We start from the raw sequence: 25,422 nt of genomic DNA, 5'->3' as shown, positions 1-25,422 counted from the left end.
ACTTTGGAGAAATCTTCTGGAACTGAAACTTATCATTTACCCCGAAGCGCGTTAGTGATGGGAGCGGCATCCTTTTGCGGGAAACCGGCAGCTGCTCTATTTTCCTGAAACTACTCCCGCAAAAGATACAGCGGACAGCACGGCCCAGAGGGAAACGCCCAAAATTAATTCTGCTTTCAATTCCCAATTTAACTCGTATTAAGGCACTATATTTAGTTATGCAATTCTGTAATATTCACTTTTCCTAAAGTCAATTTAATTTTTTAAGTTTCTGATTTTTTGAAAATAAGTAATTCTATATACTTCTTGATAAAATTATAAGAAAAAAGCTATTTTTAATCTAGCTTCAAAAAGCTATTTTGTGATTTCTGATAAACTTAAAATAGTTGATATTATTGGCTATACAATGTCAATACAGCTTCATAATAAATCTCTTTTGATGATCAGAATAAAGTTACAAAGTTTTGCGAATCAGTAATTTTGATTGAATAATTAGCTATAATTGCTATGAAAGTGAGAGAAATTCAAGTTCTAGCGAAATGACATTGTGATTAAGAATTGGATTACCCCAAATGATTAAAACAAGCTAAAATTTGTTTTATAAAATACTCAAAAAACAGTTTTAATGTCTTTAAATAATATTATTGATTAATCGATATATGATTTCTTGGGATAAATTTTGTACTGACTAATGGAAAACTCATGTAGAAGTTTTTTGAAAAATAAAATTCTGAAAAAGAAGTACTTAAAGCAATAAGTTTAGATCATTTGAGAATTGGTAAAATGCAGCCTGATAAAAATCATCGCTTTGAAGTAAAAAATACTTTTACGGGTGAATTTCAAAATATGCTAGAGAGACGCACACGATGGTGGTTACTTTAGTTTTATAATGAATACAAAAATAGCTCAGAAGCTAATTTGATTTATTCATATTTTAGAAGCTATGGTTGAAAAAAGAATCTTTAGGATTTTAGTAAATAATGTCGAAATTGCGGAATAAATTTTAAAAGCTAAGAAACCAAATTCGTTTCATGATGAGACATATACGATTCCTACGGCTTTATTAAAAAATGAAAACCAAATTACAATTCAGTTTGCAGTCGATCCAGGGAATACAGCCGGAGGATTATTTGATTGCAGATTGGTAAAACCACAAAACTAATACCAATGATTAAAAAGATTTTACTGCTCGCAACTCTATTTTGTTTCTTGGCTGGATTCAGTCAGGAAAAAATGAAACAATCCATAAATTCCAATTGGCAGTTTTACAAAGGAAAATTAAACCAAGCCGATTTAGAAAATACAAAAACTACGATTTGGGAAGATGTCAATTTGCCGCACAGTTGGAACAAATTTGACGTTATGGATGATCAATGGGGATATTACCGCGGTGAAGGATGGTACAAGAAAACTGTTTATGTAAATCCGCAGTGGAAAAACAAATCGGTTTATCTTTATTTTGAAGGTGCAAATCAAACTACAGAAGTTTTTATTAACGGAAAAAAAGTTGGTTCGCATATTGGTGGTTACACGGCATTCAGTTTTCCGATAAATGAATTTCTTCAGTTTGAAAATCCTGAAAAGGGAAACCAAATTGTAATAAAAGTTGACAACAGTTATAACGACGATATTCCGCCGCTTGATGCCGATTTTACTTTTTACGGAGGAATTTATCGCGACGTATATTTGATTGCTTCAAACGAAGTCCATTTTGACATGACAAATCGTGCTTCTGACGGTGTATTTATCACTACTCCAGATGTTTCAGCCACATCAGCTAAATTTCAGGTTAAAGGAAATATTGAAAACAATTCTAAATCTTCAAAAGAAGTAATTGTTACTTCTAAATTATTCGATAAAAATAATTTAGAGGTTGCTACTTTTAGTTCTAGTTTGAAACTGAAATCAAATTCAAAAACTGAATTTTTACAGCTTTCAAAAGCGGTTCAAAACCCAAAATTATGGTCGCCAGATGAGCCTTATTTGTATAAAGTGGTTACGGTTATTTTGGATAAAAAGACCAAAGAGCAATTAGATTTATTTTCTGCACCAGTTGGTTTCAGATGGTTTTCGTTTACTGCTGACAAAGGATTTTTTTTAAATGGAAAACCAGCTAAATTAATCGGGGCAAACCGCCATCAGGATTATAAAGATTTGGCGAATGCATTGCCAGATGTTTTGGCTGAAAAAGATATGCAGTTGATTAAAGATATGGGCGGAAATTTTGTTCGTGTGGCACATTACCCGCAAGATCCTTCTGTTTTAGAAGCTTGCGATAGAATTGGGCTTTTGGCAATGGTTGAAACTCCTGAAGTAAACCGAATTACAGAAACTAAAACTTTTGAAGAAAACAGCATCGAAATGCAACGTGAAATGATTCGTCAAAGTTTCAATCATCCAAGTGTAATTGTTTGGGCGTATATGAATGAAATTTTGCTTCGCCCAAGATATGATGATAAATCGGTAGAAAGACAGAATTATTACAAAAACGTTGCAGCATTGGCTCAAAAACTTGAAAATGTGACAAGAGAAGAAGATCCAACACGTTATACAATGTTGCCAAATCACGGTGCTTTTGATTTGTACAATTCGGTTGGATTGACAAAAATCCCGATGATTGTAGGATGGAATTTATATCACGGTTGGTACAATGGCGAATTTGGCGGTTTAGAAAAGTTTCTTGAAAACCATCATCGAGTATTACCAGACAAACCTATGGTAATTACAGAATTTGGTGCCGATGCTGATAGAAGAATGCGATCAGAGAATCCGAGAAAGTTCGATAAAACAATGGAATATGCCATGTTGTATCACAAACATTATTTAAATGCCATTGAAAATTTAGATTATGTAGCTGGAGGTACGATTTGGAATTTAGTGGAATTCAATTCAGAAGGAAGAGCCGAAAGTTGGCCACATATGAACAATAAAGGAATTATTTCTTGGGACAGAATTCCGAAAGATGCTTATTATTTTTATCAGGCAAGATTACTGAAAAAGCCAGTTGTAAGCATTGGATCAAAAAGCTGGACAAATCGTTCCGGAGTTTTGACTTCAGAAAACGAATCGGTTTTTTATCAGGATTTGGAAGTTTTTTCAAATGAAAATGAAATCACTTTAAAAGTTAACGGACAAAATTTAGGAAGCCAGAAAACAAAAGAAGGATCGACTATTTTTAAAGTTCCGTTCAAAAATGGAAACAATATAGTAGAAGCTTTTTCAACTTCAAACGAAAGCTTAAAAGATTTTGCATCAATTCATTTCACAGTTTATGCACCGAATTTAAACAGCGTAAAATATCCTTTTGAAAATATAAGAATCAGTTTAGGAGATCAAAGACAATTTACTGAAGAATTGACACAGCAAAACTGGCTTTCAGAACAAGCTTACACAAAAGGAAGTTGGGGTTATGTTGGTGGGCAAGCGTATAAAATGCCTGGAAATCCTCAAATTCCATACGGAACAAATAAATTGATAAAAGGAACTGAAAATGATCCGATTTATCAAACGCAAAGAGAAGGAATTGAAGCTTTTAATTTTGATGTTCCAGACGGAAAATATGAATTGACACTTTATTTTGCTGAGTTTCTTTCGGGAAATACTAGAGAGGCGTTGGCTTATAATTTAGCAGAGAAAAGTCAGAAGGAGGAAAAAGCCTTTAGAGTTTTTGATGTTTTGGTAAACGGACAATTATTTCTGGAAAACTTAGGAAATAATAACTACTTGGAACCTGAAAAAGCCGTTGATATGAAAACGACTATTTATGTAAAAGACGGCAAAGGAATTCAGGTTGATTTCAAACAAAAAACGGGTAAAACCATTCTAAACGGAATTGAACTAAAAAGAATTTTCTAAGTTGATTTCACTATTAGATCAATTAGTTATTTAAAAAACAAATAAAAGTGCTGACGATATAAACGCCAGCACTTTTTTATTTAATTATCGGGCAGTTAAATTTAGAGAAATCGTTGACATATTTTCGGTTCCGTCATACGTTCCTCTCAAATTTCTATATAGTGATCTTTCTTTAGTTGTACCGTTCCCACAAGCGGAAGGGCTAAAATCCCTGCTGCAGCTAAAAATTCAGTAGATGTTCGACCGTACAACTTTTGTATCCGTCAGTACGACGCCATTTTTCGCAAAATATAAAATTAATGTAATATCAGTACTGTTTACTTGAGAGAAAATGTTTTTGGGAAAGAAAAATAGCGAGAGGATTATAATGTATATTTGAATGTTAGCAATACTATAAAATAAAAAAGCATTCTTTTGAAATTACAATATTCCTATTATCTCAATGAAGATGTACTCTTTTTGGCTAAAGACCTTTTAGGAAAAGTACTTTTTACTCAAATAGACGGAGAAATAACTGCCGGCATAATTATAGAAACGGAAGCTTATTTTGGTATAAAAGACAAAGCTTCGCATGCTTATGGCAATAGACGTACGAATAGAACCGAAATTATGTACAGCGATGGAGGAGTTTCTTATGTTTATTTATGTTATGGAATTCATAGTATGTTTAATATTGTGACTTCGGTCAAAGATGATCCTCATGCAATTTTAATACGGGCTGTTCAACCTTTAATTGGTGCAGAAATTATGGAACACAGAAGAAATATGTCGGTTACTAAACCTGCAATTTCATCTGGTCCGGGTTCTGTAGCAAAGGCTTTGGGAATAAATTTGTCTTTTAATAAGAAAGATTTAGGAGGCGAAGAAATCTGGATTGAAGATCAGAACATTAAATATAACGAAGATGCAATTGCCGCTGTGCCTCGTGTTGGTATCGCATACGCAGAGGAACATGCTCTTTTGCCATGGAGGTTTTTTGTAAAAGGTAACAAATATGTTAGTAAGCCTAATAAAAATTACTAAAAACTCTAAATGAAAATGACGCTATTAAAGCGTCATTTTCATTTAGAGTTTTAGAATCATCGTTAAAATAAAAGCATATTCTTTTATAAATTGAGGATAATCTAATTCGTATTTGTCGGTTTGTTTGAAACCAGCTTTTTCATAAAGAAACTTGGCGGGACTACTTTCCATTACTTTCAGCCAAAGTACGGAGCGATTTTTTTCTTTGGAAAAAGAGATGATAAAATTCATTACTGTTTTCCCAATTCCTTTTCCTGTGTATTTTTTCAAAAGATATAGTTTGTCCAGTTCCATACATTCTTTTGCAGAATAGTGTTCGATTGGACTTTCTTTCAGCTTAAAATAGCCAATTGGATTTTCTTCATCATAAATCAAAAAATAAAAAATAGAAGAATCAGAAAGTTCCTCTTTGAAAATTTCTTTTTTATAAAATTTATCTAAATACCAAGCGCCTCCATCCATCCAAAGGTATTGATAGGTTTCATTATAAGATTGCAATGCGATTTGATGCAATAAATCGAGATTGGTTTCTTCGCATTTTTTAAATGTAATCAATTGTCTTTTTTTTAAGTTGGGAAATGCAAAATTAGAATAAAATGGAGAAACTAAGATTCATTTTCAATTTTAAACTTGCAGATGATTTGTAAGTAACTTTTAGTATTTAAGAATAAGATTTTATCTTTGGACAATATTTAATACCCTCATAATGCCTCCTAAGGAAAAATCAATTTATACAGTTCAGTTTATTTTACTCTGCATGAGTTCATTGCTGTTTTCATCAAGTTTTAATATGATGATTCCAGAACTTCCAAATTATTTAAGCAACATGGGAGGTGCCGAATATAAAGGTCTAATTATTTCTCTATTTACTTTAACGGCTGGAATTTCACGTCCGTTTAGCGGAAAACTAACTGATAAATGGGGGCGTGTACCGGTTATGGCAATTGGCTCATCAGTATGTGTGGTTTGTGGTTTTCTTTATCCGGTTTTAAGTTCTGTATCAGGATTTCTTTTGCTGCGGTTAGTGCATGGTTTCTCGACTGGATTTAAACCAACAGCAACTTCTGCATATGTTGCCGATATTATTCCGCAAAAAAGGTGGGGAGAAGCACTAGGAATACATGGTTTATGTTTTAGTATTGGTGGCGCTCTTGGGCCTGCGGTTGGAAGTTTGATATCAAATGAATTTGGAATTAATTTCATGTTTTATTGTTCCTCACTGCTTGCTTTCTTGTCTATTATCATAGTAATGAATATGAAAGAAACGCTGGAGAAAAAAGAAAAACTCCATAAATCAATGTTTTTTCTTAACCGACAAGATATTATAGATAGAAAAGCGTTGCCTGCAGGAGTCGTAACATTTTTTTCTTATACCGCTTTTGGACTTATACTTACTTTAATTCCAGATTGGAGCAGTCATTTAGGTGCTCAGAATAAAGGACTTTTTTTTACAGCATTTACCATAACTTCAGTTTTAGTCCGATTTGTAGCTGGAAAAGTTTCCGACAAATATGGTCGTCCAAAAGTGATACTAGCAGGTTTGTTTATTGTAGTAGTGGCGCTTTTTGTTATAAGTGAAGGGAGAGATATACAATTATTGCTTGTAGGTGCAGGAATTTACGGAGCAGGCACAGGAATTTTGTCGCCTGCAATTAGCGCATGGACAATCGATTTAAGTAGTCCGGAGCATCGAGGAAAAGCAGTTGCGACCATGTATATTTCAATGGAAATGGGAATAGGATGCGGTGCTCTTTTGGGCGGAAGTTATTACAACGATCATATCATGCGCATTCCTCAAATTATGAAATTTGATATTTTGGCAATTTCCATGGGTATTCTTTATTTATTGTATTGGAAAAGAAAAAAGAAATTACAAAGCAGTATTTAAGAAACACAACTGTTTTAATTGTTGATATTAGCAATAAATTCGTCAGTTGATGAAAGAACGTGTCCGTAATTTGGAAAATTTGTTTCAACCGTTGCTTTTATCTCTTCCCAATTAAATGCGCCTATACCGTCTTTAATTAAGGTTACATGATATCCTAATTCTACTCCATATCGAGCTGTAGAATCAATACAGGTATTGGCTCTCATTCCAACAAGGACGATTTGATCAATATTATGCTGACGTAAAAGAAAATCCAAATCAGTATTTGCAAAACCACTGGCTGTCCAATGGTTTTGCGCTAAAAGATCACCTTCTTGCATTATTAAGTCAGGATGAAATTCAGCTCCCCATGAGTTTTTCTCAAATAGAGTGATGCCTTTGCTTCCTAAATGGGATGGTGCCATAAATTTCCAATTCAAATAGTCGTTTTTTTGAGTATGTCGATGAGGCGCATAAACAATCTGGATTTTTTTCTCCCTTGCAGCAGTTAAAAGTTTTTTAATGTTTTCAACTACTTTGTTGCCTTCAACAGTTTCTTTCGTTACAGGATATAATTTTCCTCCTTCGGAAAGAAAATCATTGAATGGATCAATTAGTATTATGGCGGTTTTTTGAAGTTGATATAAACTCATGACTTTAGTATTAAGTAATAATTAAATAGCTTGCGATTAGAATAATTTTACAGAAATGCTTGTGCACTTGTATAACATTGTTTTTTATAGATCTTCGTACCAACTAATTATATAATCGGCGACAATTTCCCAGCCAGGTTCTCCACAAATGAAATGACTTTTACCGTTAAAAATCTTAAGATCTACACGACCAGAATTATCGCTGTATTTTTTAGCTATAGTTTGTGTCAGGTTAGGAGGGAAAATATGGTCGCTGCCACCTCCAATAAATAAAATAGGTTCATGTGTTTTTTTAAAATTGATATTCGAAAACGAATTTAAAACCAATTCTCGACTGACTTTATAACTTTCAGGTACAGCAAATTTTTCAAATGCTTTTTGTTTTTCGCTTTCAGGTATGGTGTTGAAAAAAGCATAATCGTACCAGTCCCGGCTTCCCATAAAATATTTATTGGAAGAAAAGAAACCAAATGCCGGAATTACCGTTTTTAAAGTTTGAAATGGAGGAAAAACATTTTTTGGAGGTGCTCCGTCAATACTCACACCAGCAGCAGCTTTTCCTAATTCGACTAATTTTAAAACAGCCATTCCTGCCATAGAATGACCAATTATTAAAGGCTTTTCGGGTAGTGAATCAATTAATTTGCTAATATTAGAAACAATATCTATAAATCCTGTTTTAACCAGATCTGGATGAACTTTTGTTCTCAATTCAGCAGGATTTCCATCGTGTCCCGGATTTGCTGGAGCATAAACGGTATATCCTTTTTTTTCATAGTATTGTTTCCATTCTGCCCAAGTTTTGTCGTTTACAAAATTTCCGTGAATCAGTATAATAGTTTTTGATTTTGACATGATTTTTTTATTTGATTAATGTTAGAATTTCTTTGAAGATATTTTGTCTGGAATCTTTAACAAGTTCATAAAGACACATTTCAACGTTCGTTAAATCAGCTCCTTTGTTTTGCAATTTTTTCAGCGCTATTTTAATACTCTGTTTTGATCGGGAAGAAACACAATCAGTTACGATTTGTACTTCAAAATCATTTGATAATAAACCCATTGCAGTTTGATAAACACATATATGAGCTTCAATACCACAGATTAACCATTGTTTTTTTCCGGAATCAATAATAGATTGCCTGAAAGTTTCGGTATCAAAAGCGTTGAAAGTAAACTTTTCAATCGATTTTTGATTTTGTAATAATTTTTCCAATTCCGGTATTGTTGAGCCGAGTCCTTTCGGGTTTTGTTCTGCCCAGATTATCGGAATCGAAAGTAGCTGACAGCCACGAATGAGTTTTTCAAGATTTAAAACTAATTCTTCGCTTTTGTCTACAATGCGAGCAAGTTTTCCCTGAACATCAATTAGAATTAATCCCGTGTTTTCTTGTATTAGCATACGTTTATTAGTTTAGAAAAAACAATGTTTTAACTCCAAATTCCTTTCAGTGCTTTTCTTTCAATATCTTTTGCAAAAAGTGGTGTTTCCTCTTCATTATGTTGAATTAAATTCGGAAGCTTTTCATTTGAAATTGAGTCTAAGTTTTTGATATTTAAATGATTAAGTAAATTTAAGAAATCATCGGTTGCATTTACAATAACATGATTAGAAAGTTCGCAACTTGATGAATCTTTTTTTTCAATCTTTAATTCCCAAACAATATGAAGTTTAGTTTTACCAGCTGCCGCAATTGAATCTGAAATAGATTGTACACGACAATGATCTTTTTGACTAACATCTTCAACATAATGTTGGATTAGCAGATTTCCTGCAATTTGCTCCACATTTATAGACATTCTTTTTCCATTTTCATTTATCGAATTGCCAGCTGCTATATGATCTTTTGAGCAAATTTGATACTCAGAATCTTTTAAAGTAAAAAGCCATTCGGTAAGGTCAATGCTTTCAAATGAAGCATTTATAATTGTTTTGCAAGTACTTTCAGCTAATAATTTCATTTTAAATAGTCTATAAATTAATCGATGAAGAAATCCAGATATATTCGCAAAAAGATGCAAATATTAATTTTTACTTTACAGAATAAGGCAAGGAAAGATTGCCACTGGCAATAGTATACACTTTGTAAACACCAAGCATTGGTTTTGCGCCCGCAGTATCATGTGAACCGCCAGCTCCTGTGCTGACTTCCATATAACAGCTTACTGCATCAAATTTGAAATTTGTATTATTATTGATTCTAAAATTGGGTACAATTACTTTTATTGAATTTCCTTTAGAAACTATATTGAAACCAGGACTATCCATGTACATTGCCATTCCGGGATTTGTTGGTGGCAAAACCACTTTTGGATCTCCTTTTGTAAATTCTTTTACAGAAAGTCCGCCTCCAACGCGTTTGTCTTCAACCAATAAAACCCAATGTGCGTGCCAAACTAGTCCATCGTTGAGATAGTTTCCGTCCAGATTTTCATCCCAAAGAGGAGTGTCTTCAAAATCAGGATGTGAGGTTAGGGCAAGCGCCACAATTCCTTCGGTTTGGCCAAAACCAATATCAGAAGATTTTAATGTAGTTGGAAAAACATAGGCTAACACGGGAGCTCCATTTAATTGTCCAACGGGCTTAGGCATTGTTTTACCAGCAGTTCCTTCAACTTTAATATCCCAAACAGTTAGTCCTAAATCTGCTTTATGTGTAATTGTAGCCGATTTTATTTTGAAATCACTGTTATTGTAAGCAACACATTTGTCGCAGGCTTTTGCTGTACCATAATTTAGATATAGAATGATTAACAGCAGTATTGACTTTTTCATAATAAATTGGTTTTTAGCGTTAATTTTCTTTAAGAAACCAATTAATATGCCATGCCAATAAACTACCTAATTCATGGTATTTAGCGCTTTTTCTAAGCATTCAAAAGCGCTATATTTCGCTAAAGTGATTTAAATTAGTGAGATTTCGTCAATTCAATTATCTTCTTTTTTCATTGATTGGAAATTCTTTTGAAAACTCAATTTTGAAGATGGTACCGTTTTTATTTTCCATAGAAAACGTTGCTTCTAAATCGTCGCTTAAACCTTTTATTAGACTCAATCCGAAAGAATTGATTTTCTTGGCGCTGATATTAACATCAAATCCAACGCCGTTATCGGCGATCGTCAATAAATATTTGTTTTCAGAAGTAGCTTCCATAGTTATGTAAATCATTCCGGTTCGATCTTCTGGAAAAGCGTATTTGATCGCATTTGTAATCGATTCATTCAAAATAAGCCCAATTGGAACAGCTTGTGCAACATCAAGTTCGAGTGGATCAATTTTTAATTCAAAACGAATTTTTTGACCAAGTGAAAAAGATTCCCTCAAATATTCAACCAATTCCTTAATATAATTAGGCATATTGATAGTCGAAATATTCTCAGAATTATATAATTTCTGATGAATCAAAGACATGGAATGAATTCGGTGCTGACTATTTTTTATTGCAGATAATGCCATATCATTTTCTAAATAAGCTGATTGTGAATTTAAAAGACTAATAACAGTTTGCAGGTTGTTTTTTACACGATGATGAATTTCTTTTAAAAGCCATTCTTTCTCATCTAGTAAATGTCTTAGATTAATGTTCTTCTGGTTGATTTCTTTTTCTTTCTGTTCTAATTCAGCATTGTTTTTTTGTTTTAAGCGATATCTGTTATACAATAAGGCAATCGTAATTAGCAGCAAAACTAAGCTCCAGATAGAAAGCGTATTTAATAATTTTGATTTTTTTAATGCATTTTCCTGCAAATCAGTTTCCTGATTTAAGAGTTTGATTTTTTGTTCCTTATTTACGGTTTCGTATTTTATTCTTAGCTCTTCAATTTGTCTGTTTTTAGCATAGTCCAAAAGCGAGTCACTAAATTTTTTATATATCTTATGATTTATTAAAGCAGATTTAAAATTGCCATTAACCGAATCCAATTTATATAATGACATATAAAGAGCTTCAGTACCAAAGGTTTTATTGTATTTTTTTGATAATGCATCTATTTTATCTACATATAATTGTGTTTTTTTATAATCAGCTCGGTTAGCATAAAACAAAGCGATAGATGAGTAGCTATTGCAAACATCACGATACGTTTGAGGTGAATCCAGAGCGTCTGCTGCTTCTGCAGTTTTTTTGAAATAATTTTCTGCCGTACCATAGTTTTTAATTCTTGCATAACAATTGCCGTATGCATAATTAACCAGCATTTTGTCAAAGTTATTTGGAGGAGTATATTTACTTGTCACCGTATTCATGTATTCGATCGCTTCTTTATTTTTCCCTTTCATAGATAAAGATGCTGCGGCAGTTACAAAACTTTTGTACCAACTACCGCTGTTAAAAACGTTTTGGCCATATTTTATGCTTTTTTCAGCCATTTTTGAGGCTTCATCATAATGTCCCATATTTAAATAGACTAATCCTAATCGCATATAGAAAATATCAGCAAAGGTGTAGTCTTTTGTATTCTCCATAGTTTCTACACTTTTTAAAGCATAATAAAACGCGCCTTTCATATTATATTGAGTACCTTCTATATATGAAATTGTAGTTTCTCCATATTGCTGTTGTCTAAAACCAATTTTTCGCATGTCAGCAATGTTTTGGTAGATTATTTTTTTGGCATCATTAATTTTTCCATGCCAGAAATAAATGGTGCACAGCTTCATTTTTGCTTCGATTTTTTTTTCTACAAAACCCAAGTCTATATATAGCAATTCTGTTTCTTTTAGGATTTTCTCTTTTTCTGGATCCAAGTCGTATTGATAGGTTGCCTGGTTTAGTAATGCATCTGCTAATATTGCTTTGTCTTTTTGTTTGCGGCAATCTTCTACAACCTGCGAAAAGCATTTTTTGCTTTCAGGATAATTGTTGATTTGGAAGTAAAATTTCCCCAAAAGCATCAAACTCTGATGCTGCCACTTTTTTATTTTTAACTCATTACTGATTTTTACTGCCTCAGATATGTAGAGATTAGCATTATTAATATCGTCTGGAATTGCAAATGGTTTAAACAGGTAAAAAATTCCGAGTTGTAAAGCCAATTTGATTTTATCTACTCCTTTTGATTTTATAAAAAGTTGTTTCGCAGCATGAGCATTTCCTTTTGCGATTAAATCGCTTCCAATTAAGTAAGTACCATCATTAAAGCCTTCGTCATAAGCCAAAGCTACCGGAAGCTTATAAGCCTTGCACGTCAAAACTACGGAGCTGTCGGCATCAATTGATCCTTGATTAGAATTATATAAATAAAGCGAACAGGATTGAATTAACAAGCGTTTCTTTTTCAAATCATAATTTGCAGTTGCGGGATGATTTTGTGCTTCCGAATTAATTGCAATAAGAAACAACAGACAAAATGAGTACAAAAGTTTCATAGATTTATTAGAATTAAATTTTAGTAAGTTTTGGATTAACAAATATAGACACAAACAACTTCCGATTGTTGAGAAATTATATGAAAATTAATATTAAATATGATTTTTATTTACCTAAATTTGAAAACAGAACATTTTAATTGCGATAATTAACTATTTTTGTGTCAATTAATTAAGTGCAATATTAAGATAAAAATTACTCACTTATGAAAAAGACTGCCGATAACGGATATGAAACTGTTACTTCAGGACTAAAAAAAAGAATTTTAATTGTAGAAGATCAATTTATTGAAGCGCATGATTTACAGTTAATTCTCGAAAAGGCAAACTATGAAGTAACGGGAATTGCACGTTCGGTTGAGCAGGCTTTAGAACAAATTCAGATTGATAAACCAGACTTAGTTTTCCTGGATATTATGCTGAAAGGCACTAGAAACGGAATAGAACTGGCTTACTATCTTAAAGAAAAATACATCGGTTTTATATTTATTTCGGCTAATTCCAGTAAAAGTATTTTGGATCAGGCCAAGACTACTCAACCATACGGATTTATTGTAAAACCATTTCGCGATCAGGATGTTTTAACGACTTTGGAAATTGCATTTTATCGCCAGCAATACAGTCTGGAATCACAATTGATGCAACAATTTCAATTGCAAAAAGAAATTACCGAAATCATAAATTCAAATGAAAAAAGCGAAGATAAACTGCTGGCTTTTGCTAGAATAATTCAAACCTATATTCCTTTTGATTATTTAGAAGCTGGTTTTGCGACCACAACGCATTATGACAAACTGGGAATTATTCGCAAAAATATTGATTTATATCAAATTATTGATGCAAAAAAGCTTTCACAAATTGCTGTAGTTTCTGAAAAAGAGCTTGATGAAACGTATAGAAAGTCAAAAATTGACAAAGATCCGATTATTTATAGCGAAGAATCACTGATAAAGAATTTTCAGGAAGCGCCAATAAAAGCGTTGATTGCCCATAATTTTCGAATAAAATCCTATTTGGTTTTTCCCATTTCTATAGCAAGTATTCAGAGCTTTCATTTCACTTTTTACAGTCGAAATCTGAATATTTATTCTCAGGAAAATTTGAAGTTGCTCCATTCGCTAGAACATACTTTTTCTCAATTTATCAATAGAATTTATTCAAAACAGGATGTCAGCTTGCCTTTAAATAAAGTGGAAATTAAAAGTGCGAAACCTGTAAATATTTCAGAAGGTTTTGAGGGTATTATAGGCAACAGTTCGCAAATGATTTCAGTTTTCAATTATATCCGAAAAGTGGCGCCTTCCGATACTTCGGTTTTGGTTTTAGGCGAAAGCGGTACAGGAAAAGAGAAAATTGCACAAAGTATTCATGCTTTATCGCCAAGAAAAGAAAAACCTTTAGTAATAATTAATTGCGGCGCGATTCCCGAAAATCTGGCTGAATCGTTGCTTTTTGGTCATGAAAAAGGAGCTTTTACTGGTGCAACAGACAGAAGAATTGGCAAATTTGAATTGGCTGATGGCGGAACTATTTTCTTAGATGAAATAGGAGAGATGTCTTTGGAACTTCAGGTGAAATTACTGCGTGTTTTGCAAGAACGAGAAATTGAACGCGTTGGTGGAATGTCATCGCTAAAAATAGATGTCAGAATTATTGCTGCGACCAATAAAAATCTTGAAGAAGAAGTTGCTGCGGGAAGGTTCAGAATGGACTTGTATTATCGTTTGCATGTTTTCCCGATTATGGTTCCGTCCTTAAAAAAACGAAAAGAAGATATTCCGGATTTGGCAAATCATTTTATAAAAGTCTACAGTGAAAAAATGGGCAGAAAAGCACCAATTCTTTCTGATTTTGCTTTGCAGCAAATTATGAATTACAATTGGCCCGGAAATATCAGGGAACTAGAACATGTTATGCAGCGTGCTATTTTGTTAACTGACGGAAATACAATTAAAGAGATCGAGCTTTCAATGTCTTCTAAAATGCATCCTGAACAAGTTTCTGAATCCTTTTCGATAAAAACCATTTTAGAAAACGAGAGAGATTATATTTTATACATTCTGAAAAAATGCAACGGGAAAATTTCTGGAGCGGGCGGTGCAGCTGAGATTTTAGATATTCATCCTTCGACTTTAAATTCTAAAATAAAAAAACTGGAAATAAAGAGAGAAATTAGTTAACCGATTTTTTCCAGACATTCTGCGATAAATTCGGCAATGGTTTCCCAATTTTTTTGTTTTAAAACGAGATGATTGGTATCCCGAAATTCTTTATAGCAAGTAATAGAGTGGATGTTTTTATATTTTTTAAAATTAGAACGTTGAATGGAAGCCGGAATGAAATTATCTTTTGAACCAGCTAAAAATAAAAGTGGAGCGTGTTTTTTCTTAAAATCGATTTTGGAGGAAGCACAAAAAATATCGCGAAAAACTAATTGTGATTCTGGAATTACTAATTTCTCGTAAGTCTCTTTTTGTTCTTCAAAACACATTTGATTTGTAAAGTAATGTTGCCATTTTTTAAAAGATATTAAATTGGTCTTTTCTTTAAAATTAAAGAAACCAAAAATGCTCCAAACCTTTCTGTAAAGTGAAAAATTGAAAAAAGTTACATTTTCCGGCGGAATAGAATGGATACAAATTCCAGCATAACCCAAATCTTTCTGAAGCAATAATTGTGTCAAAAGACCTCCGTACGAATGTCCAATCAGAATTGGTTTTTCGGGAAGTTTTTCGATGATTTCGATATAATAATTCAATACATCGTTTAGCCGAATAGCAGCGATTTTTGGATTTGGATGTTGGCGTAACGTTTCTGAAGTTTCATTTTTATAAGGCCAGGGTGGCGCTATCGTTTTATATCTTTTGTTTTCAAAAAAAATAATCCATTCTTCCCAGCAGGAATGACTTATAAATGCCCCTGTAATAAACATAATCGTTTTGCTATTAGATAAATACATACTATTTGATCTTTAAGATTATTTTTCAGAAAAGCGGAAGTGGTTTAAATAATTAAAACAAAAGGAATGCCTTTTTTGTAAAGCATTGATTATTAAAGAATCCTTGCTGATGAAAACTTTGTAATTATTAAATGTCGTTAAAAACAAGTTTTAATTATTGAAATATCATAATTGTGAATGGATTAGTTGATTGTAAAAGCATTGTTATTCAGTGTTTTGTATTTTGGTTTAATCTTTGCCTGTCCCAAATGGAAAGAATTATTTAAATACCAATGTTTAAATTATAGTTATGAAAAAAATTTATGATGCAGAGACACGTTTTGCCGATTTAGGCGATCGTAAAATTGCTTATCGCTCTTACGGGAAAGGAAAAGCAGTATTTTTTGTAAACCGTTTTAGAGGAACTCTTGACACCTGGGATCCGTTATTTATTGCTTCAATGTCGAAAAAATTCAATGTTATTGTGTTTGATTATTCAGGAATTGGTTCTTCGACAGGTAGTTTGACTCCAGACATAACGGTTGTAGCTAAAGATATTAAAGACCTTGCAGATGTTTTGAAAATAGATTCAATTGTGGTTCTAGGTTGGTCTTATGGCGGATTGGTGGCACAAGCGGCAACTTTATTATATCCTAATTTGGTAACGCATGCGGTTTTAGTTGGGACAAATCCTCCAGGGAAAAATGAAGTTCCTATTGAACAGGCTTTTTATGATGCGGCTTTGAAACCAATAAATGATTTTGAAGATGAAATTGTTTTATTCTTCGAACCTAAATCTGAATCGAGCAAATTGGCCGCAAAGGCTTCACACGACAGAATTCATAAAAAAATTGATGTTGCAAAGATTCCTTCTACAATGGATGTTTTTCAATTGTATTTTGGCGGAGGCGATGGTTTTAGAGAAGACGTTTTAAATTTTAGAGAACAAATCAAAAAAACGAAAACGCCAATTTTGATTATTTGTGGCGATCATGATATCAGTTTTGCAGTAGAAAATTGGTATTCATTTTTTAATCAAATGACAAATGCTCAACTGGTTGTTCATTCCGGAACAGGACATGCACCACAGCATCAATATCCGGAACTTACTTCAAAACAAATTATAAATTTTGTAAAATACACTTAATAGAATTTTAGAATTTAATCTCGCATAGTAATTTTCTAAAAATGATATTATGTGCTAAAAAGGAATAGTTTCAGCTGCTATTCCTTTTTTTATGAAATTTTTTTACGAAACTTTTTATGGATTTGCTTTTTGAATTTTAGTCATAATGATATTTCGCTAAAAGATTTTATTTAGCGAAATATAACTATGAAAACGACCAAAATTATAAGTCGATTGTAGTATTAATTTTTGGTAAATAAAGTTCAAGATTTGCATTTTTAAAAGCATCCAAAGCTTTTTGATGATCCATTACAATAAAACCGAAAGTGTCGTAATGAACGCCCAGAATTTTTGTCACACCAACAAGTTTTGAAGCTTCAATTGCTTCTTCAATTCCCATTGTAAGTCCGTCGCCAATAGGGAAAACGGCAAAGTCAAGTTTTGTGAATTTTGGAATAATCTGCATATCTAAAGTCAGCGCTGTATCTCCACTGTAATAAAAATTTCCTTCGGGCGTGGTTAGTACAAAACCGCAGGCAATTCCTCCGTAAGAGCCATCCATAAAACTGCTTGGATGCTGTGCTATCACACACTTAACAGTTCCGAAATCAAAATCAAACTTTCCGCCTGGATTGATTGGATGTGCGTTTTCGATTCCCTGTTTTAATAACCAATTATAGATTTCAAAATTCCCGAGCACTTTTGCACCGGTATTTTTTGCAATTCGTTCTACATCCAAAATATGATCGTAATGTGCGTGAGAAATAAAAATATAATCTGCTTTTATGCTATCAACATCAACCTCTTTGGCTAATTCATTCGGGGTAATAAAGGGATCAAAAAGAATATGTTTTCCATTCGTAAAAACAGAAAAACAAGAATGTCCGTAATAAGTAACTTTCATGATTAAAGATTTAATTAGTTAATAATGATTATTATTTTTCAATAAATATGCCATCAGAAAAATGGATCTCGCTAAACTTATAAAGTTACAGTTTAAAAGGTTTATTTATAATGATTTAGATTCTAATGATAACGGAATTAAACAAAGAAGCTGTCCAGAAATTGAACAGCTTCTTTAAAATATAGTTATGTTTTGGACTTTATTGATTTTCTTTTTTAAAAATATTCAATTTCATATAAAATTTTACTTTGTGAAGATTTATTAGAAAAAGAGGTTAAGGTTTTAATTAAATGATTGTATTCATTATAGAAATATTCCGTTTTTAAATTTCCTCTATCATCAGAAGTTTCTGTTTTTGCTAAAGAATCATTATCGGAATGAAAATAGTAGGTAAAACTAAAACCATCTTTTTGAGCACTTAAACCTTCTTGTAAATCCGAATATACTAAAATATTGTTTTCATACTTTTTTGTTCGTTTTGTTTGAGATGTTACCATGCCCTCATTGTTCTTTTTTATTTCAATAAAAGTAATTACGTTTTTATTATTATCGTAAGTATAATTTCTCTCAACGGTTTCTGAATTACCTTTTAAAACTTTTTTTACCAATAGTTTATTTTTATATTCTTGTTCAACTATACCAAAAGATTTTTTCTCTGTTAATATGTTGTCTTTAAAAATGCTTCTGCTTGATTCAGAATAAACAAGTTGGTTGTCTTTATTGTATTTGTAAATTCTTTCAATAGTGACTTTTGTGTTTGGACTAATTTGGTGTAGTTCTTCTTTTCGAATTAAATTTTTACCCGAGTAATAAAAATTATCAACATAATTTCCTGTATAATCTTTAGTTGTAACTAATCTGTTTTTATTGTCATAATATCGATATCCAATTGTTTTAAAACTGCCATCTTTTGATAAGCTAACTGTTTTTCCATCAATAATTTTTCCCTTATCATCTAGATTTAGTGTAGTGGTAATTATTACATCGTCATTTATTTTTTTTCCTGTTTCATCGAGATTATAGATTTGTTTTCTCGTGAATTCAACAATCTGATCACCTTTATATTTTGTAAGTGTACTTTCAGTTACGTGATTCCAAAAAACACTTCTTGAAATAGGTTTGCCTATTGAATCAAATTCATCGACCATTTTGTTGCCTTCAAATGTTGTTATTTTTTTATACGGTTTAATCGAAAAATCCCATTTATCACCAGGAGGCGCAGGCGGCCATTCAATATCGAAGTTTGGGGTAGGGTCCCCAATTTGCCCAAAAGATAAAATGCTGAAAAATAAAAATGCGATGTAAATAATTTTTTTCATTTAAAGATTTTTTTTTTTGCGATTTGTTGATCATGCTCTATATTTCTAATGATGCTAAAAATCTTCAAAAGGTTGGTTGTATTGTTAGTTTTTTATTATCTGGCTTTTTAGAGGTCATCAGACCAATTTTTTAATTCTTTTGTTCTTCCTATTGTAGATTGGATTAGGCAGTCTAATTTCATTTTATTTTCGTAAGGTCCACCGCCGTCTCCAGGATCTTGACTTATGAATTTGCAATTCAAATCTCTAAATTTTATCCAGGCTCTTTGAGATTCAATTAGATTTTTTTTGTCCGTTTCATTCAGCTTTTTTATGATTTTATTGTAAACTAAATTTAATTCTTTGTCAGCTTTTTTATAATCTGCATATAATTCATCTTCTCCAGTTACAGATTGTGAAAAGACGAAAGTTGAAAAAAGTAGAAATACTATAGATATTGTTTTTTTCATTTTATCGTTGAATTGTTTTTATTCATCTTTCGCTCTGGTTGAATGTAGCATTTCCAATTTCCATCCGTTTTTTGTTAGAATTGCGGTTGCACTTTCCAGCCAATATACTTTTTTACTTGTTTTATCTTCAAACGAAAATACTGCGTGGTTTTTGTAGGCAACCCAAGCCATTCCGTTTAAAATTTTTACTTCAATAATTTCAATTGAATTCACTCGTTTCGGAATCGGTTTATCAAGTAGAGCCTTGTCTAAATAATTTGCAATAGTAGCATTAGTCCATATTTCTCCATTTTCCAAAAGAAGAAAATCTTTTGTGTAGTATTTATCAATGTTTTTAGAATCTAATTTAGACCAAATTTCATCAAAAGATTCAACAATTAATTGTTCTATTTTTGATTTGTCGGTTTTGGTTGAGTTTTGTCCAAATGATAATGTTGTAAAACATATCATAAAAATTAGGGTATTGAGTTTTTTCATTTTTTGGTTTTTTTGATTAATAATGATTACGCAAGTGAGAGACATTTACGTAGTGCCTCGTAGGCAACACTTAAAAGAGCGAAGGGCTTTTATTCACTTTTGGCAATTAAATAATTTATAAATGCAGAACAAGATATTAGCATAAATTTTGCTTCATCTAAATCTATTGAATTATCACTTTCAAGTAATGAATGTCTAATTCCACCACTATCACTTGTGTAACCATAAATGGCACTAAAAGCCGATTTTAGAGCTCTATGTATTTTGTGTTTGCTTTCAATTTCTGTTAAGGCTTTGCCCAAAGTAGCCTTTTCATCTCCAGTAATTATTTTGCATAATGCTTCAACTGCCGAAATAGATTCCTTTATAGAATTTCTGTAATTTGGATTAGTTTTTTCGGCTAAGCTTGTAATTGCTGAGTTTAAATGTATATTAACAGATTTCCATCGATCAGTATTGTTTAAAGCATTTTCAATAGATTCTATTTCTTCATCTTTAGTAATTTGAACAACTTTACTATTGATAATTCGATATCCGGAAATTTCTTTTTTTAAATCTCGATTGCAATTTTTTTCAAAATTTAAATTAAGATTTGCTTTTGTATCAATATAACAAAGAAATTCGATCAAATCATAAACTTCAAACCATTCAGTTGTATAAAACCATTTTCGTAAATAATCTAATAGACCTCCAATTGAACGACCTCCCATAGCTCTAGATGGAAATTTATCAATTGCTTGTTTAAAAAATTCTTTCCAAATATATTCGCATATCTGCATTTTTAGTGATACTTCACCATAGCTTTGAGTTTCGTTGGAGATTTTATCAAAAAACAATTCTATAATGCAATTCCATAATCTGTTTTTTAAATCAATATCAATAAACTCAACTTGAAGAATATCTTTTATTGGCTTTTTGCCAATTCGTTCGGAAAATCTCATAATTAGTTTGATTAAGTTTAAAAAAGTTAATATTTTTTTTAAAAAATATCCCGCCGATCTGATTCAGTTTGAAATTTGTGACAACGAGGAATAATTTTGATTTTATGAGACTTATCATATTTAATTGAAGAGATAGGTCTTAGAAAAATCAGTTTTTAATTACTCAAATATAAAATATTTCCTTATAAATAATCATAAGCGCTTTTAATTCATTAAATAAAAAAAGCCGTCCTAATTCAGGACGGCTTTTCAAAAAAATAGTTGTGTATTTGAGATAAACCCGGTTTAGCATTTAATTAATTTATTTTAACTAAATGTGCTTCAATTGCTTCTCTTTGAGATTCGTATTGTGCTGGAAGTTTTAGGTTTTGACCTAATTCTTCTAAGCTTTCGTCTACAGTAAATCCAGGATTATCAGTTGCGATTTCGAACAAAACTCCGCCTGGTTCTCTGAAATATAGCGAGTGGAAATATTGTCTATCAATTTGTGGTGTAATCTGCAATCCGTAAGCTTCGATTTTTTCTCTGAATTTCATCAAAATCTCATCATTCTGAACGCGGAAAGCAACGTGGTGAACTGTTCCATTTGCACCAAGACCTCTTTTTTCATCGGCTAATTCAACCAAATCTACAATAGCAGCATTTTCTACAGCGTCTGTAGTATAACGGTAGCGGTTTACATCCTGATCAATCAATTTGTAACCGAATATTTCAGTTAAAACTGCTGCTGTTGGTTTAATGTCGTTTAAAGTCAAAGTGATGTTATGAAAACCTTTTGTTGCTACATCTGCTTTTACTTCATCAGTTTCCCAAGCTTTTCTGTTGTCCTCTGTTTTTGATTCGATTAACTCTAGTTTTAATCCGTCTGGATCTAAAAATGTCAAATATTTTTCTCCAAATTTTTCTGAAGGTTTATTGTAGATTACATTGTATTGATCAAAACGTTTTTGCCAGAAATCCAGACTTCCTTTTGGAACAGAATAACCAATTTCTGTTGCCATTCCAGAACCTTTTCTTCCTTGCTGAATTCCTTCTCCCCAAGGGAAAAAAGTCAAGATAGTTCCTGCGCTTCCCACTTCATCACCAAAGTAAAAATGGTATGTTCCGGGATCGTCAAAATTCACCGTTTTTTTGATGAATCTCAATCCTAAAATTTTTGAATAAAAGTTGAAATTACGTTTAGCGTCACCTGCAATTGCAGTAATATGGTGTAAGCCTAAAATTTTATTTTCCATGGTATTTTTTATATTAAATTGTTGTTTGATTTTCTTATACAAATTTACGTCCGTTATACTTCTGGATCGATTAACCTAGATTAAGAAATAAAATAGACGCGTTTTTGAGACTTTCAAACGATAACCAAATAACATTCCACTTGAATAAATGTCTTATTATTCAAGGGTTTTTAAAGAAAGTTCGTTTTGAGATTACACGATATATCGTGATTTTACGGAATGTGAAATGTATATTTAGAAAATCCGAAGTAGGGAAAACGGCTTATAACTTTATAAATATTGATTTTCGGAGTTTTGGCTCAATATTTTTGTTTTGTGTCCTTTTCCTGTAGTGTCTTCGACCAGAAGAATGGAACCTGTATTAAATGTTCTTTTTTCGCCTAATGAAGTTTCGATTTCGACGCCGCCTTCCAGCAAAACAATATACTGACGGTCGGGAGCATTATGAAAATCATAATCGTAGGAAGGGCTGACTTCTCTAAAAACAATCGATTTTACGGGTTCATCATCAGATAAAAACCCAATATCGCCATTATTTTTCAACGGAACTTCAAAGTCTTCAAAATGACTTTCTCCATTGGCATCACTGTAAACACGGGTAATTGTAATCATTATTTTTTATTGAAAATCAATGCATTTGCGCAATCTACCTCATCCTGGCTTATGGTGTGTCCCATATTTGGGTAGATTTTTTTAGTAACATCAGCGCCCATTTTTGTCATCAGTGCTTCAGTATCATTAACTCTTTCTACAGGAACATGAAAATCAGGATTGCTTGTTCCAATAAAAACCGGAGTATTTTCGAAGTTTCCTGAATAATGATTCTCATAAATCTGATCGCCAATCAATCCGCCTGTAAAAGCAACGATTCCGCCATATTTAGCTGCATTTCTTGTAGTGAATTCCAAAGCAAGACAAGCGCCTTGTGAAAAGCCTAAAAAATAAATGTTTTCTTTTTCAATTCCGTTTTGCTGAATTGCAACGACAACCTGATGAATGGCTTCTAATGATTTTGAAAACGAAGGTTCATTTTGATCAAGAGGTACCAAAAACGAATAGGGATACCAAGTTCTATTTTCTGCCTCGGGCGCGACCAATGCAAAACCTTCAACTTTAAGATGTTTTGCAATAGATAGAATATCGTGAGCTCCAGCGCCACGGCCATGAATCATAATTAAAGCTTTTTTTGCTTCGTTTAAAGGCACGCCGTCTGTTAATATTTTTGTATTCATAGTTTTTTTAATCTTTAATTTGTCGTCTCAAGTCTTTCTTCTTTCATCTTTAGTCTTTAAAACTTTACTTTTTCCAGATATCTTCATATTCATCCGGATGTCTTTTGAATTGTGCGTGTACATAAGGACAAAGCGGTAAAACTTTCATATTATTGGCACGAACGTATGCTACCATTTCTTCTAAAAGTTTTTTTGCATAACCTTTTCCTTCTGCTTCTGGCTCAACTCCTGTGTGATAAACCGTTAAAAGATCAGGTTTGATGCTTACCGTCATTTCGCCCAGTTTTTTATCATCAACATAAAGGTTAAAAGCACCATGTTTTTTTTCGTCTAATTCTAATTTTATTACTTCCATATATTTTGATTATTTCCTTAGTTTTATAAGGAATTTGGTTTTTTAAAGATACTATTTTATCAGGAATCTGCAATTCAAAATCGGTGTTTATCTAGTTTTCGCGATGATACCAATAACAGATAATCATTGCTGCTCCAGGCAGAATTAAAGTCCCTAATCCGAAAAATTTACCTGCAACTGCTCCCATAAAACATCCTATCAAAAATCCAATTATAGTAACTAATTGTTTCTTAAAGCTTGAAATGGCATCTATATCTTTAAATCCGTTTTTTAATAGATTTCCTAAATCAAGAGAAGCTTGTGTCACATTTCCGGTCATCATGGTTGTTGGTCCGTGCGTTTCTTTAGCGTAAAGTTTTCCAAAAGCATTCTGAAGTCCCATTGCAAATACGGTCGCCATCGCAACGGAATAAATCACCCATTCTGAAATAGTATTCAAATAACTAAAAATAGAGAATGCAATGCCGCTTAAAATTAATATTACGCCTTCCCAAAACAAAATAGTATACCGATTTGTTGCTTTTAATGCAATTCTTCCACCAGTGATTACGGCAATAATAAAGACCGGAAAAGTCAGCAGTTTTATCCAGGCATTAATATCTGAACCTTTAATGATTTGATACGCAAAGACAATAAAGTTACCCGTAACGTGTGCTGAAAATATGGAATCGGCAGCGACAAAAGTTACGGTATCACAATATCCTGCAATCATGGTTAAAAGCAGCGTTACGTACCAAATGTTTTTTTGTTGTATTTCCATAATTTTTTAGTTTAAATGAGCGCGAAGCATCCACGCCATTTTTTCATGATTTTCGACAAGTCCGGTGATAAAATCACTTGTACCTGCATCTTGCAGTTCGTTGGCAATACTGTTGATGTTTTCTCTTAAATAAATTATGATACTTTCATGATCAGAAAGTAATTCTTTAATAAAACCATTGGCATCATTTTTTTCTTTTAATTCTTCGGTAAGATGTGTCAATGCTAAAAAATCTTTTAAAGTTGCAGGCGTATAATGACCTAAAGCTCTGATTCTTTCGGCAACTGTGTCAACAATTTCATCAATGGCGTCATATTGTTGTTCGAAGAAAAGATGTTTATTGTAAAAATCTGGACCTTCAACGTTCCAGTGTGCTCTTTTTGTTTTGGTATAAAGAACAAATTCGTCTGCAAGAATTTTAATTAATACCTCAACAACTTTTGAGATGCTTTCTTGTTTAATTCCGATGTTTGCTTTCATTTTAAATTTGGTTTAATAAATAATAATCAAGTGAATAAGTTCCTGCGCCAAGTGCAAGAAGCAGTAATAGTGATAAAGTATACATATAAGGAACGTCGCGTACTTCTAGTGAATCATTTCGGTGAACCACAAAATAACCAACAGCCGTAACACCAATTGTTGGAAGGACGGCAAGTCGTGTTCCGAGTCCGAGAATAATGAAAAACGGAATTATAGTATCTGAAAAAGTAGCTACTAATCCATTCAGTTTTTCAGGCAGATGCAACGGATTCGGAACGTGTTCTTTTTGTCCGTTTTCAATTCTGAATTTCTTCATTCCGTGTACTCTGAATAATTCAATTGCAAGCAAAACTCTAAATACTAAAAGCGCCGCATTGTTGAACGAATTTCCTAAATCAGAATAAAGGATTTGTTTTATAATATCAATCATTTCTTTAAA

At 32.4% G+C, this 25,422-nt stretch carries 25 protein-coding genes; 5 read left to right on the top strand and 20 right to left on the bottom strand.

Annotation, left to right across the window (positions count from 1 at the left end; all coding sequences use genetic code 11):
* Positions 1–1,167 precede the first annotated feature (1,167 nt).
* Entirely contained in the window at positions 1,168–3,855 is a 2,688-nt protein-coding gene (locus tag GQ47_RS20225) for a glycoside hydrolase family 2 (protein ID WP_051951685.1), read from the top strand.
* A 414-nt stretch (positions 3,856–4,269) separates the two neighbouring features.
* Positions 4,270–4,878 carry a DNA-3-methyladenine glycosylase gene (locus GQ47_RS20220; protein ID WP_035652335.1) on the top strand — a complete coding sequence of 203 codons (609 nt, stop codon included), beginning with the start codon at positions 4,270–4,272 and terminating at the stop codon, positions 4,876–4,878.
* A 42-nt stretch (positions 4,879–4,920) separates the two neighbouring features.
* Here GQ47_RS20220 and GQ47_RS20215 read toward each other — a convergent pair whose 3' ends face one another.
* Entirely contained in the window at positions 4,921–5,433 is a 513-nt protein-coding gene (locus GQ47_RS20215; RefSeq protein WP_035652332.1) for a GNAT family N-acetyltransferase, read from the bottom strand.
* Positions 5,434–5,584: 151 nt separating this feature from the next.
* On the opposite strand from GQ47_RS20215, the gene GQ47_RS20210 reads away from it, so the two are divergent.
* Positions 5,585–6,766 carry an MFS transporter gene (locus GQ47_RS20210; RefSeq protein ID WP_035652328.1) on the top strand — a complete coding sequence of 394 codons (1,182 nt, stop codon included), beginning with the start codon at positions 5,585–5,587 and terminating at the stop codon, positions 6,764–6,766.
* Between the two features lie 14 nt (positions 6,767–6,780).
* Here GQ47_RS20210 and GQ47_RS20205 read toward each other — a convergent pair whose 3' ends face one another.
* The 6 genes from GQ47_RS20205 to GQ47_RS20180 form a co-directional block, all read right to left on the bottom strand.
* Complete coding sequence (locus GQ47_RS20205; protein ID WP_035652325.1) at positions 6,781–7,398, bottom strand: cysteine hydrolase family protein; 618 nt, start codon at positions 7,396–7,398, stop codon at positions 6,781–6,783.
* An 84-nt stretch (positions 7,399–7,482) separates the two neighbouring features.
* Positions 7,483–8,253, bottom strand: a complete 771-nt coding sequence (locus GQ47_RS20200; protein WP_035652322.1) for an alpha/beta hydrolase — start codon at positions 8,251–8,253, stop codon at positions 7,483–7,485.
* Between the two features lie 7 nt (positions 8,254–8,260).
* Positions 8,261–8,800, bottom strand: coding sequence for a hydrolase (locus GQ47_RS20195; RefSeq protein ID WP_035652319.1), 540 nt, complete (start codon positions 8,798–8,800; stop codon positions 8,261–8,263).
* 29 nt (positions 8,801–8,829) lie between these two features.
* Complete coding sequence (locus GQ47_RS20190; RefSeq protein WP_035652316.1) at positions 8,830–9,360, bottom strand: hypothetical protein; 531 nt, start codon at positions 9,358–9,360, stop codon at positions 8,830–8,832.
* Between the two features lie 70 nt (positions 9,361–9,430).
* Positions 9,431–10,174, bottom strand: coding sequence for a hypothetical protein (locus tag GQ47_RS20185; protein WP_035652313.1), 744 nt, complete (start codon positions 10,172–10,174; stop codon positions 9,431–9,433).
* A 157-nt stretch (positions 10,175–10,331) separates the two neighbouring features.
* The gene (locus GQ47_RS20180; RefSeq protein WP_081909393.1) at positions 10,332–12,767 is read right to left on the bottom strand and encodes a sensor histidine kinase; all 2,436 of its coding nucleotides are present in this window, start codon (positions 12,765–12,767) and stop codon (positions 10,332–10,334) included.
* Positions 12,768–12,973: 206 nt separating this feature from the next.
* Between GQ47_RS20180 and GQ47_RS20175 the strand changes: the two genes are divergently transcribed.
* Positions 12,974–14,947 (top strand): sigma 54-interacting response regulator, encoded by a 1,974-nt coding sequence (locus GQ47_RS20175; RefSeq protein ID WP_051951684.1) that lies wholly within the window; start codon positions 12,974–12,976, stop codon positions 14,945–14,947.
* Here the strand turns inward: GQ47_RS20175 and GQ47_RS20170 are convergent.
* Positions 14,944–15,726, bottom strand: a complete 783-nt coding sequence (locus GQ47_RS20170) for an alpha/beta fold hydrolase (RefSeq protein WP_035652308.1) — start codon at positions 15,724–15,726, stop codon at positions 14,944–14,946. The genes GQ47_RS20175 and GQ47_RS20170 overlap by 4 nt on opposite strands.
* Before the next feature lie 289 nt (positions 15,727–16,015).
* Between GQ47_RS20170 and GQ47_RS20165 the strand changes: the two genes are divergently transcribed.
* A complete protein-coding gene (locus GQ47_RS20165) occupies positions 16,016–16,852 on the top strand; it encodes an alpha/beta fold hydrolase (protein WP_051951682.1) in 837 nt (278 codons plus the stop codon).
* A gap of 202 nt (positions 16,853–17,054) precedes the next feature.
* Here the strand turns inward: GQ47_RS20165 and GQ47_RS20160 are convergent, their stop codons facing one another.
* From GQ47_RS20160 to GQ47_RS20105, 12 genes are all read right to left on the bottom strand, one after another.
* On the bottom strand, positions 17,055–17,735 hold the full coding sequence (locus tag GQ47_RS20160; protein ID WP_035652303.1) for a metal-dependent hydrolase: 681 nt from the start codon (positions 17,733–17,735) through the stop codon (positions 17,055–17,057).
* 215 nt (positions 17,736–17,950) lie between these two features.
* Complete coding sequence (locus tag GQ47_RS20155; RefSeq protein ID WP_035652300.1) at positions 17,951–19,054, bottom strand: hypothetical protein; 1,104 nt, start codon at positions 19,052–19,054, stop codon at positions 17,951–17,953.
* Positions 19,055–19,161: 107 nt separating this feature from the next.
* Entirely contained in the window at positions 19,162–19,503 is a 342-nt protein-coding gene (locus GQ47_RS20150) for a lysozyme inhibitor LprI family protein (RefSeq protein ID WP_051951680.1), read from the bottom strand.
* Positions 19,504–19,521: 18 nt separating this feature from the next.
* Positions 19,522–19,980, bottom strand: a complete 459-nt coding sequence (locus GQ47_RS20145) for a DUF4440 domain-containing protein (RefSeq protein ID WP_035652298.1) — start codon at positions 19,978–19,980, stop codon at positions 19,522–19,524.
* Between the two features lie 89 nt (positions 19,981–20,069).
* Positions 20,070–20,921 (bottom strand): AbiJ-NTD4 domain-containing protein, encoded by an 852-nt coding sequence (locus GQ47_RS20140; RefSeq protein ID WP_035652294.1) that lies wholly within the window; start codon positions 20,919–20,921, stop codon positions 20,070–20,072.
* Between the two features lie 296 nt (positions 20,922–21,217).
* Entirely contained in the window at positions 21,218–22,156 is a 939-nt protein-coding gene (locus tag GQ47_RS20135) for a ring-cleaving dioxygenase (protein WP_035652292.1), read from the bottom strand.
* A gap of 270 nt (positions 22,157–22,426) precedes the next feature.
* A complete protein-coding gene (locus GQ47_RS20130) occupies positions 22,427–22,768 on the bottom strand; it encodes a cupin domain-containing protein (protein ID WP_035652290.1) in 342 nt (113 codons plus the stop codon).
* Positions 22,768–23,388 (bottom strand): alpha/beta hydrolase, encoded by a 621-nt coding sequence (locus tag GQ47_RS20125; RefSeq protein WP_035652287.1) that lies wholly within the window; start codon positions 23,386–23,388, stop codon positions 22,768–22,770. Before GQ47_RS20125 ends, GQ47_RS20130 begins: the two co-directional genes overlap by 1 nt.
* A 64-nt stretch (positions 23,389–23,452) precedes the next feature.
* Positions 23,453–23,743: a GNAT family N-acetyltransferase gene (locus GQ47_RS20120; protein ID WP_035652284.1), complete on the bottom strand. Its 291-nt coding sequence runs from the start codon at positions 23,741–23,743 to the stop codon at positions 23,453–23,455.
* A 91-nt stretch (positions 23,744–23,834) separates the two neighbouring features.
* The gene (locus GQ47_RS20115; protein WP_035652280.1) at positions 23,835–24,503 is read right to left on the bottom strand and encodes a YoaK family protein; all 669 of its coding nucleotides are present in this window, start codon (positions 24,501–24,503) and stop codon (positions 23,835–23,837) included.
* A gap of 6 nt (positions 24,504–24,509) precedes the next feature.
* Positions 24,510–24,983, bottom strand: a complete 474-nt coding sequence (locus tag GQ47_RS20110; RefSeq protein WP_035652279.1) for a Dps family protein — start codon at positions 24,981–24,983, stop codon at positions 24,510–24,512.
* 1 nt (position 24,984) lies between these two features.
* Positions 24,985–25,413 (bottom strand): DoxX family protein, encoded by a 429-nt coding sequence (locus GQ47_RS20105; protein ID WP_035652276.1) that lies wholly within the window; start codon positions 25,411–25,413, stop codon positions 24,985–24,987.
* Between the last annotated feature and the right edge of the window lie 9 nt (positions 25,414–25,422).

Source organism: Flavobacterium sp. ASV13 (genome assembly GCF_000745775.1).
Lineage (GTDB): Bacteria > Bacteroidota > Bacteroidia > Flavobacteriales > Flavobacteriaceae > Flavobacterium.
This window is presented reverse-complemented; position numbering and strand designations above follow the sequence as displayed.